We start from the raw sequence: 11,165 nt of genomic DNA, 5'->3' as shown, positions 1-11,165 counted from the left end.
AATCTGCGAAGGGTGTATCACTTACACACGCCCCTGCGAGCGGATCGCTGCCGCGATCTCCTGCAGTCTCGGCAGGCATGCATCAAAAAACATCCGATAGGACTGGCAGAAGTAATTTTCTCCCGGTCTGCTTCCCGGCTGCTCCCGGTGCCGCCTGCAGCCGCCCCGACAGATCATGAAATAAGGACAGGCGCGGCATTCTTCTGTATGATTGCAGGAAGCTTCCACAAATCCCTGCTTTAATCGTCTCTCATGAATCGTTTCAAACGAATCCTCGTTTAAATTTCCGATCCGATACTCGTCGAGTACATAAAAGTCACACGGATACACGCTGCCGTCCGCCTCCACGATATTCTGGAAGCTGCAGACGCCCCGCTGCTCGCACGATTCCGGGAACTGTCCCAGTAAAATCCCGACATAATTTTCAAACTGGCGGATATAGGGCTGTTTTCCCTGCAGTAAATCCAGATCCCACAGTTCGAACAGCTCGATCAGAAACCTTCCGTACATCTCCGGGGAAAGAGAATATTCCTCCTGCCCCTGCCGCTCGCTGATGGGGTCGAGACAGGCGATATACTGCTGCCACGAAAATCCCAGCTTCCGGAAATTTTCATAAATCCGGCGAATCTTCGGCGCTGTCTTGCCGTTTACCACCATCAGCACATTAAATTCCACACCGGCAGCTTCCAAAAGCTTCGCTGATTCCAAAACGCGGAAATAGGTGTCTTTTCCTACAGCATCCTTCCGGTACAGATCATGCGTCGCCTTGATTCCATCCACAGAAAGACCGATCAGGAAATGATTTTTTGCAAAAAACTGACACCATTCCTCATTCAGCGCATAGCCGTTCGTCTGCAATGCGTGGGAAATCGTAACATTTTTGGTATTATATTTTTGTTCCAGACGAATACATTCCCGGAAAAAATCCAGCCCTGCCAGCGTCGGTTCCCCGCCCTGGAACGCGATCGTACAGGAGCCTTCTGCAAATTCCAGTGTCCGTCTGATCACGTTTTCCAGCGTGGCAAAGCTCATAATGCCATAAGAGGCCTGGCTGCGCTTTTCCATTTCGTCCGCATAAAAACAATATTGACAACGCATGTTGCACAGGCCGGATGCGGGCTTCATCATCACATGAATCGCAGGCATCAGAGATATTTCTCCACAATCGCATTCATCTGATCCCATTTTGCTTCCATATCCGCAACGAGCTTGAACTGTGTTCTTGCACGGTCGAGGTTATGGTTCTCACGGTGGATCTTGAAATAAATATCGTTCTGCAGATGATCCGCCAGGAAACGCATACCGCATTCCAGTGTCATCAGCTTCGCGCCCATCGGCATCAGGCGAATTTCTTTCTCCGTCAGGCTGCCTGCACAGCCTTCCGTGTAGCCTTTGGTATAAATTTCAAATAAGTTCATATCACAGGATACCAGATCCAGGTTCTGCTCGTCCTCTGCAGCAGTGCTTGCACCGAAACGGATCGAATCGCCGTAATCGTACAGCGCACTTCCCGGCATAACAGTATCCAGATCGATGACACAAAGACCTTTGCCGGTCTTATTGTCAATCATAACATTGTTTAACTTGGTATCATTGTGGGTAACACGCAGCGGAATCTCTCCGTTTGCCAGCGCATCGCAGATGATATGACAGTCTGCCTCTCTCGCTTTGACAAATTCGATCTCTGCCTGCACGTCCTTTGCACGTCCGACTACGTCTTCCTCTACTGCTTTTAAGAAGTTGTGAAAACGGTCTACCGTATTGTGGAAGTTTTTGATCGTCTCATGCAGGGTTGCTGCCGGATAATCTGCCAGCAGCTGTTGGAAATGTCCGAATGCAACCGCGCTGTTGTAAAAATCCTCCGGCTTTTCTACCAGATCAAAGCAGGTCGCATCATCAATGAATACATAGCTTCTCCAATAATCACCTGTTTCATCCTGTAAATAGCTCGCGCCATCCTTTGTCAGGATAATGTTAAGTGTCTCACGCTCCGGATCGCCGCCGGCTGCAATAATTTTTTTCCGTAAGAACGTTGTAACATTTACAACATTTTCCATCAGTTCCTTCGGATTCCGGAAAATATCGTCATTCATGCGCTGCAAAATATAATGCTTGTTGCTGCCATCCTCAAGCTCACAGGTCAGCATAAACGTATCGTTGATATGACCGCTGCCATAGGGACTCATCTTTGTAATTTTCCCTGCAAACCGAAAGTTCTCCGCCACTTTCCGGCAGATCTCTTCTTTCTTATTCAAGTGCTCCATTGTATTTCACCCTCCGTATAACTCTCCTGTCAGTCTCCTTTTGTAACTTATCACATATTTTACAACATTTTACATCGTTTGTACATTGCTTTCCCACAAGAGGTACCTTTTACAACAGAAAACGGCATAGCAGAAACTGCCATGCCGTTTTTCGTAAAAATCTCCATTCCGCAGGCGCTTTGCGCCGAAGGAATCGCGAGGCGAACGTCCAGTTCGGCTCTGCGATCATAGCTACTTTGTGACGCCTGCGCCACAAATAGCTGTGTGAAAAATAAGCGATCACGCTTATTTTTCACACTATACTCCGTTAAAAAAGTGGTTTACTTTATTATTCTGTTTATTTCGACAGTTCCGGCTTGCTCGGAAGAATCACTTTTTCCTGATGCCAGATATCGCGCTCGTACTCTTCGATCGTACGGTCAGAGCTGAACTTGCCTGCGCACGCTACATTTAAAAGCGCGCTCTTTGCCCAGTTCTTCTCATCCTTATAAGCTGCTTCTACGCGGCGCTGTGCTTCTGCATAGGACTTGAAGTCCGCCAGAATGAAGTAAGTATCTGCCTTCGCAGTGTCCTGCGTATTTAACAGGGAGTTATACAGCGGTCTGAACAGCTCGGGATCCTGAGGGGAATAGGTTCCGTTGATCAGCTGCATCAGCACACGGCGGATATCCTGATCGTTATTGAAGATATCCATCGGGTTGTAGCCGCCGTAGTTTTCGTACTGGATAACCTGCTCTGCGCTCAGGCCGAAGATGAAAGCATTTTCCTTGCCGACCTCTTCTACAATCTCGACGTTCGCACCGTCCATCGTGCCCAGGGTCAGCGCACCGTTTAACATGAACTTCATGTTGCCGGTACCGGAAGCTTCCTTGCTGGCGGTGGAAATCTGCTCAGATACATCTGCCGCTGCGAAAATCCACTCCGCATTGGATACGCGGTAGTTCTCGATGAAGACAACCTTGATTCTGCCATCTACAACCGGATCGTTGTTGATAACGTCCGCCACGCTGTTGATCAGCTTGATGGTCAGCTTCGCATTTCTATAGCCTGCAGCAGCCTTTGCGCCGAAGATAAAGGTTCTCGGATAGAAATCCATATCCGGATGATCCTTTAACTCGTTGTACAGGTACATGATGTGCAGGATATTCATCAGCTGACGTTTGTACTCATGCAGACGCTTTACCTGTACGTCAAAGATGGATCTTGGATCCACTTCGATACCGTTGTGCTCACGGATATATTTTGCAAGGCGAACCTTGTTCTGATATTTGATGTTCATGAACTCCTGCTGAGCTTTTTCATCGTCCGCATAAATGCGAAGCTTGGAAAGTGCCGGCAGATCTGTGATCCACTCGTCTCCGACATGATCCGTTACCCAGTCAGCCAGCAGCGGATTTGCATGCAGTAAAAATCTTCTCTGTGTAATACCGTTTGTCTTGTTGTTGAACTTCTCCGGCATCATTTCATAGAAGTCTCTCAGCTCCTGTTTCTCCAGGATCTCAGTGTGTAAGCGTGCAACGCCGTTTACGGAATGACCGCCTACAATTGCCAGATGCGCCATCTTAACCTGTCCGTCGTAGATGATCGCCATTTTGCGGATCTTCTCCTGATTGCCAGGATACATCTGCTGAATGCGCAGAACGAATCTTCTGTTGATCTCTTCTACGATCTGATAAATTCTGGGAAGCAGACGGGAGAACAGCTCGATAGGCCATTTTTCCAGCGCTTCGGACATGATCGTATGATTGGTGTATGCGCAGGTCTTGCAGGTGATTTCCCATGCTTCGTCCCAGGACAAATCATGGTCATCCATCAGGACACGCATCAGCTCTGCTACTGCAACGGTCGGATGAGTATCATTTAACTGGAATGCGACCTTTTCATGGAACTTATGCAGATCTGTATGGGTGCGCATATATTTGTCTACTGCTTCCTGTACAGATGCAGAAATAAAGAAATACTGCTGTTTTAAGCGCAGCTCCTTACCCGCATAATGGTTATCGTTGGGATACAGAACCTCAACGATATTGCGTGCAAGGTTTTCCTGTTCTACGGCTTTCTGATAATCTCCCTTGTCAAAGGAATCCAGGCTAAAGCACTCTACCGGCTGCGCATCCCAGATTCTCAGGGTGTTGACAATGCCGTTGCCATAGCCGACGATCGGCATATCGTAAGGAACAGCCTGTACGGACTGATAGCCTTCCTGCTTGAAAATGGTACGGCCGTTTTCATCCACATAAGAGCTTACCCAGCCGCCGAATTTTACCTCTTTTGCATACTCGGGACGGCGCAGCTCAAAGGGATAGCCGTCAGCCAGCCAGTTGTCCGGCACTTCTACCTGATAACCATCGCGGATCTCCTGACGGAACATACCGTAACGATAACGGATACCACAGCCGTATGCCGCATAGTTTAAGGTTGCAAGAGAATCCAAAAAGCATGCTGCCAGACGTCCCAGACCGCCGTTACCCAGCGCTGGATCGGGCTCCTGATCCTCGACAAGGTTTAAATCTACGCCAAGCTCGTCCAGAGCCTCCGCCACTTCTTTATAAGCGCGAAGGTTAATCAGATTGTTGCCCAGCGCACGACCCATCAGGAACTCCATGGACATATAGTAGACGATCTTCGGATCTTTTTTTTCGTACTCTTTCTGAGTCGCCATCCAGTTGTCTACAACAACGTCCTTAATCGCATAGGATACTGCCTGAAAAATCTGCTGTTCGGTAGCTTCTTCCAGCGTTCTGCGGTAAAGAGTCTTGATATTGTTCAGTACGGTACCCTTAAAAAGCTCTTTGTCAAACTTCATGGGTGCTTTTTTCAACATAAATTCTCCTCCTGTGTACAATGAAGCGCTTTTTGTTCTTCCGTATTCTGCAGCTGTCCGCAGAACACTTTACGCCACAATATTCTCATTATACCATGCTTTTTGGGTGTCGCAACTGTTTCCTCTTCTGTTTTCGTACTTTTTACAATGTATGAACCTTCCCTGTGCTTGTGCACCACCGTTTACAGCATTTCTTTCTTTTTTTGGAAGAAAATTCCCTCTCCGTATCCGGCATGTCCGCCCGAAAGCAACAGTTTCTTGTAGCCGCGCTGGATCGTGGTTTCCTCCGGCAGGGCTTCCGGATTTCCATCATATTCCCGGTTGTAAATTCTCCACAGATCACCATCCCCTTCTTCCGTTTTGTAAATGTCAAAAAAGGACATAAACTGCACAATTCCGGAATCCGGGCTTAAAAATTCGCGGTGGCGCGGATACAGCAGCCATGATTCACAGAAAAACGCGATTTCCTCTCCCGGAAACGCATCCGCAAAAAACGCTGCTGCCTGCCGAAACGATGCCTCGCAGTCCTCTTTTTTCAACGGTCCACAGGACGGAATGTGCATATTGATAACCTTTGTCATGCCTTCCGGGCGCACATGTCCGGTCTTTTCATAGCTTTCCGGAAAATCCATCAGCTCAAACTGCAGTCTGCCCAGCGCAAACCGTGTCATCTCAAAAAAACCGTCAAACCACCACGATACAAAGCTTCCCCAGATTCCATACATTTTGCGGCATTCATGCAGCTTCCAATTCAAATCCATACAGGAATCCAGCCAGATCTGCTCTGAAATTCCTTTTTCCTGATACCGCTCCTTTAAGTGCGCCGTCATCAGCAGATAAATCAACAGATCCGCCGTATAGGATGCAATCCCTGCTTCCTTTGCCGCAGTGTCTGCCGCCTTTAATACCTCTTTATAATCCAGCTTGCCGTCCGCCTCGTATACGAGCAGCCATTTCAGAAACGTTTCTTTTGCCGCCGCATTTGCGCAGATTTTCTCCCACGCCTGTTCCATTGTCTCCTTCGCCTCTGTCGGAAACAAAAGTGTATCACAGATTTCCCCGATATAAGTCTGATAATCCCTCATGTTTTTTCCCTGTCCTTTCCCTTGATCGAATGCGCTGCCACAGCCTGTCTGCATGCGCCGGCGCATCCACTTTTTCTGTAAAAAAGAATGTGCCCTGGCACATTCTCGCGCCGAGGCGCGGTTGCTTCGGCAACCATCTACCCTTGCGCCGAGTGCGCATCCTCGCGGAGCGTTTTTATCGTATAGAAACGAAGTTTCCTATACGATAAAAAAGAATCCTGCGAAGCAGGATTCTCCGCCTGCGGCGGGTCGCGCAAGCGACATTCTTCCATTCCGCTGCAGTGCGATCCGTACGAGGCGTTTTTATTTCATAGGACGCATTTTCCTATGAAATAAAAAAGTATATTCTTAGCATATAACAGACTGAGGAAAAAGGGAATCGAAAATATTAATTACAGTTCACTCGTGGTTTCTTGTGCGCAGATTCCATGCTCGCATGAGAATCTGTGCACAAGAAACCACGAAGGGAGCACCATTTTATGAGCAAAAATGAGCTGCGAAGCAGCGGAAAGCATCGAAGATGCGCTTTTGCGAATGGTGCGAGTGAACTGTAACTTTTCCCCCTTCAATACCCCTACCTGTAATTTTCTGCTTGCCAATCTGCATTTCCTGCTATATGATTGTACAGGCATGACAACAGAATATGCGCTCTGCAAAATTCTATCGTCATGAATCATACCGAGTGTTCGTGACCTTCCACTCGTAAAACAAAACTAAAGGAGAAAACAAATGAAAAACAAAAATGTTCTGTACCTCACACAGGCAGCGATGATTGCTGCCCTCTACGTCGTTCTTACGATGATCGCCAATGCCCTCGGCATCGCCAGCGGCAACATTCAGGTTCGCTTCTCGGAAGCCCTCACCGTCCTTCCCTTTCTGACTCCCGCCGCAGTTCCCGGACTCTTTATCGGCTGTCTGATCGCCAACCTCGTGACCGGTGCCATGCTGCCCGATATCATTTTTGGTTCCCTTGCAACCCTGATCGGTGCAATCGGCACATGGATGCTTGGAAAAGCAGCCCTCGGCAAGGACGAAAAGCAGAAAAAGCTTTTCACCTGGCTGTCCCCTCTGCCGCCTATCCTGGCAAACGCCGTGATTATCCCGCCTGTGTTAAAATACGCTTACGGCATCCTTCCGATGTGGTTTTCCGTGATTACCGTAACGGCAGGGGAAATCATTTCCTGCGGTATCTTCGGACTGATTCTGTTGGCTGCGCTGAAAAAATACAAAAACCAGTTATTCCCCGTTTAAACGGCAAAAACACAAAAAAGGTATCGTCCTCCTGCTTTTTGGAGGTTACGATACCTTTTTTCTTTACCTGCAATAGAATGCACGCTCTGCGAGCATTCTATTGTCATGAATATGCAATAAACCGGTTCCCGTTTTCTTCAAACATGCTCCGCGCGTCGTTCATGCCCTTTTTGTAAACAGTTCCGGTCAGCGGGTCCATCAAAACGACATTCTGCTCGTTGAAGCCGATCACCAGTACTGCACTGCCGTCCTGCATCACTGCAAGCACCGGGATTTCCCGGTCAGGATAATATAACACCATATCCAACGTACAGCCCTGGAGGTTTAACACCGTCCGATTGTCTAAATTTTCTTCCAGAATCGTCAGCACGTCCTGCCCGGCTGCCAGCAGCGAGGAGCTGTTTTTCACCATTCCCTCATACTGGAAAATCGTATCCAGGCACACCGCAAGGCTGCTTCTTTCATTGTCCGCATAGTCCCCATCAATCGCCATGATCTGATTCGAGCTGTGCAGGCGGTCGCGTTTGTTCAAATATCTGCCCGCCTCGTCCGTTACCGCGCCAGCTGCTTCATAAGCTCTGCGCACCGCTGCGGCAGGGTCTTTTTCGATTCCGATCACACCATATTGTCCATATACATAATAGCGGTTCTGATCCTCTTCTCCGTTCAGTACAATTTCCCGGCTTCCTTCAAAGATGACCTCCTTCGGAGTGAGGATTTTGACCTTTTTGGCATCCGGAACGGAATTTAATACAATTCGTACGATATTTTCCGTCTCCTGCGTGGACGCTGTCTCCGCATAATTTTTGCTCTCCGGTATCTCATCATTATATAAAATCTGATCCTCCGAAAGCTCCGTCACCCTTCCGTCCGCAAGGGAAATCCGCTCCAGACTGATCTGGTTTTCCTCAATCCGGCAGCCCGTCACATAAACCCCTGCCTGCTCATAGGATTTTAAAATATTTCCCTCAAAATCCTGGATCCTGATCTGATGCATCGGAAACAGCTGATTGCCGACCGCATCCTCCTGCACCTGCTCTGCAGACGCAATTCCGTAGATCAGGTCTTCCCCCATAAAGCCGAGCGCCTGAATAAAATTGCCTTCGCCCGCCTTGAGTTCCGTCAGCTTTCCGCTGTTTAAATTCATGAATTCCAGCGTGCTGCCATAATCCTTCAGATCCTTCTGCCATACCAGCATACTGTCGTTTTCCGCAACCCTGCAGCCAGCCGTGCTAATCCCGGAAACTACGATTTCGCTGGATTTGTCCTCCAGCCCGATATGCCAGATATTGCCGTCCACCATCAGATAGAGGTCGTTTTTACCATTTACATAAGAAAGCGTTTCCAGATCAGCTTTTAACAGCCCGGCACTTTTATTATAAGGAATAAACACCATTTCCTCTGTCACGTTCAGTGTACTGCTGTAGTAGCAGACCGAAACACCACACTCGCCCTCATGACGGCCGCGGTTCATGTAACCGTATACCAGAAACGTCACGTTTCCGGTTTCATCGACCTGCAAAACCTCATAGCTGTGGTTTTCATAGCGCGCCCGCAGATCGTCGTTGTCCTCGTCCCGGAAAGAATGCAGCCGCGCCAGGCGATTGTCAGCACTGTTGTATACATAAAGCGCTCCAGCCTGTACAAAGGCAAATACATTTCCGCCATCGCTTTCTTTCATGACGACATTTTTATCTGTAATTCCAAGCTGTAATCCGCTTTCCGTAAATCTTGATGATTTTTCCATAAAATACTGTGTGGCAGTCCGTTCATAATCCAGCAGGTACATTGTGTCCCCTGTATAACGCACCCGGTAATACTCCGTCACGGACGCGCTGACCTGACTGCCTCCCTCTGTATAAGACACGGGATAGCTCAAAACAAAGGAAGCTGTCTGCGGTGCGATTTCTTTTACCCAGATCTGCGGCTTCTCTATCCGCGTCACATCCAGGCTTCCCCAGGTTACCTGGGACGACGTACAATGAATGTCCACATGGGCAAAAGAGGAATTGTCGCCATCTGAATTCGTTTCCAGCTTTTTGGCATAGCCTTTTTCCGCAAAAACCTCTGCATCAAAGGTCGCATCCGAAAAAGACGTCACGAAATCAAGTTTTTCCGTCAGGTAATAATCCGCCTGGATGACCCGCGTATAATAACGCACCTGTCTGCTTTCATCCAGATTCACCAGAAAAATCAGGCTGTATTCCTCGCCCTCTTTCATCAAATCCTTTAACCGGAAGGAAAGATACAGGTCGTCTCCCTCCTGCGTCCCGGTCAGCTCCGTATTTTCAATCAGACGGCTTCCGTCGATGCTGCGCAGCTCATAGGAAACGCCCGCAATTTCCGTACCGTACCCGTGCACCACTGCGTTGATCTGACGCGCTGTTTTGATCGGCGTAATGCTTTCCCGCATATCCGCCGTATCCATCTGCATTGTGTATCCGTACATCTGATTGATTTCCTGACCGTCTTCCACAATTGCCATTGTGGGCAGACTGGCCGCCGGCATCGGTGCAGTCATATCCCCATTTCCCTGATTGGCGACCATGCTGATCACAACCAGCGAAATCACAAATATCACAACAAAGGCAATGCCCTTGATAACCGTTTTCTTCAAACCAACTCTCCTTCCAGAAGCTTCTGCAGCGTCGTATGGATCTGCAGGGTTTCCGCCAGCCTTTTGCTATCCGGCTTTTTATAGCCCGGCTCTTTGCTGCACTGCCCTAACTTCTGCTCTGCTTCCGTCAAACCGCTCTGTCCATCCGCCATCCCTGCGTCTACTCTGCGCACTGCACGAAGCAGGATATTTTTAGGAGTATGCTCCATATCGATAAACTCCAACACCTGGGTATCATAGCCATTTTCTTCCAGCAGATCGGCTCGCAGGGCATCTGTAAACAATGCCGAAAGCCGCTCTTTGATCAAACCATATTTCAGCGCGCCCTCCAGCGGCTCACATGCGATCTGCTTATTGACCTCATGCTGACAGCAGGGCACGGATAAAATAACACCCGCATGCCATTTCATCGCCTTATACAGGGCATAATCGGTCGCCGTGTCGCAGGCGTGCAGCGTCACAACCATGTCTACGCTGTCCGTTCCCGTATAATCTGCAATATCTCCATGCAAAAACGAAAGCCCTTCATAATGATATTTCTTCGCCAGCTCGTTGCAATGCACGATCACGTCTTTTTTCAGATCAAGTCCCGTCACTTCCAGTGTCAGTCCCTTTAATTCATGCAGATAATAATACATGGCAAAAGTCAGATAAGACTTACCGCAGCCAAAGTCAATAATATGCACCGGACGATCCTTGGGCAGGAGTGGCCAGATGTCCTCAATAAACTCCAGAAAACGGTTGATCTGACGGAACTTATCGTACCGCGACGTTATCACTTTTCCTTCTTTGGTCTGCACTCCCAGATCCACCAGAAAGGGAACCGGACGCCCTTCTTCCAGAATATAGCGTTTCTTTCTGTTGTGGGACAACGAAACCTTAACGTTATCTTCCGAAACGCTGCGCTGCTTTTTGCGCACCGTCATTTTCCCTTTTTTGCTTACCAGCACCGTCGCCTCAAAAGAGGTTGTCTCAATCTGCAGCTGTTTAAAGCTGCCCGAAAGATCGGCTTCCAGAATCGCTGCCGTCTCCTCCTCCGTGTGATTTTCATGAAATACCTGCGTTCCGCGATATGCGGTAATCTGAAACAAAAGCCTGTCCTTTAACAGAACCGGGCGAATTTT

7 protein-coding genes are annotated in these 11,165 nt (G+C 48.5%); 1 reads left to right on the top strand and 6 read right to left on the bottom strand.

Annotated features, from left to right (window positions below; translation table 11 throughout):
• Positions 1-21: 21 nt before the first annotated feature.
• The 4 genes from OCV62_RS11650 to OCV62_RS11635 all read right to left on the bottom strand — a co-directional run bounded on the left by OCV62_RS11650 (position 22) and on the right by OCV62_RS11635 (position 6,227).
• On the bottom strand, positions 22-1,146 hold the full coding sequence (locus tag OCV62_RS11650; RefSeq protein WP_262586943.1) for an anaerobic sulfatase maturase: 1,125 nt from the start codon (positions 1,144-1,146) through the stop codon (positions 22-24).
• A complete protein-coding gene (locus tag OCV62_RS11645) occupies positions 1,146-2,264 on the bottom strand; it encodes a phosphotransferase enzyme family protein (protein ID WP_262586852.1) in 1,119 nt (372 codons plus the stop codon). The genes OCV62_RS11650 and OCV62_RS11645 overlap by 1 nt, the downstream gene beginning before the upstream one ends.
• Before the next feature lie 337 nt (positions 2,265-2,601).
• Positions 2,602-5,088, bottom strand: a complete 2,487-nt coding sequence (locus OCV62_RS11640; RefSeq protein ID WP_317258848.1) for a glycogen/starch/alpha-glucan phosphorylase — start codon at positions 5,086-5,088, stop codon at positions 2,602-2,604.
• Between the two features lie 182 nt (positions 5,089-5,270).
• Positions 5,271-6,227 carry an acyltransferase domain-containing protein gene (locus OCV62_RS11635; protein WP_262586850.1) on the bottom strand — a complete coding sequence of 319 codons (957 nt, stop codon included), beginning with the start codon at positions 6,225-6,227 and terminating at the stop codon, positions 5,271-5,273.
• Between the two features lie 675 nt (positions 6,228-6,902).
• On the opposite strand from OCV62_RS11635, the gene OCV62_RS11630 reads away from it, so the two are divergent.
• Complete coding sequence (locus tag OCV62_RS11630; RefSeq protein ID WP_117962694.1) at positions 6,903-7,424, top strand: QueT transporter family protein; 522 nt, start codon at positions 6,903-6,905, stop codon at positions 7,422-7,424.
• Positions 7,425-7,527: 103 nt separating this feature from the next.
• Here OCV62_RS11630 and OCV62_RS11625 read toward each other — a convergent pair whose 3' ends face one another.
• Complete coding sequence (locus OCV62_RS11625; RefSeq protein ID WP_262586847.1) at positions 7,528-10,041, bottom strand: hypothetical protein; 2,514 nt, start codon at positions 10,039-10,041, stop codon at positions 7,528-7,530.
• Positions 10,038-11,165 (bottom strand): class I SAM-dependent methyltransferase (locus OCV62_RS11620; protein WP_262586844.1); only part of this gene is annotated, 1,128 nt, incomplete at its 5' end. The genes OCV62_RS11625 and OCV62_RS11620, both read right to left, overlap by 4 nt.

It is taken from the genome of Gallintestinimicrobium propionicum, from assembly GCF_025567525.1.
Taxonomy (GTDB): domain Bacteria; phylum Bacillota; class Clostridia; order Lachnospirales; family Lachnospiraceae; genus Gallintestinimicrobium; species Gallintestinimicrobium propionicum.
Note: the sequence above shows the minus strand (reverse complement) of the source record. Positions and strands in the feature narration are given on the sequence as shown.

What these genes read in the sequence shown, in the direction of transcription:
- OCV62_RS11640 (WP_317258848.1), bottom strand. Translation starts at nt 5,088, where the DNA reads ATGTTGAAAAAAGCACCCATGAAGTTTGACAAAGAGCTTTTTAAGGGT.
- OCV62_RS11650 (WP_262586943.1), bottom strand. Translation starts at nt 1,146, where the DNA reads ATGCCTGCGATTCATGTGATGATGAAGCCCGCATCCGGCCTGTGCAAC.
- OCV62_RS11635 (WP_262586850.1), bottom strand. Translation starts at nt 6,227, where the DNA reads ATGCAGACAGGCTGTGGCAGCGCATTCGATCAAGGGAAAGGACAGGGA.
- OCV62_RS11645 (WP_262586852.1), bottom strand. Translation starts at nt 2,264, where the DNA reads ATGGAGCACTTGAATAAGAAAGAAGAGATCTGCCGGAAAGTGGCGGAG.
- OCV62_RS11630 (WP_117962694.1), top strand. Translation starts at nt 6,903, where the DNA reads ATGAAAAACAAAAATGTTCTGTACCTCACACAGGCAGCGATGATTGCT.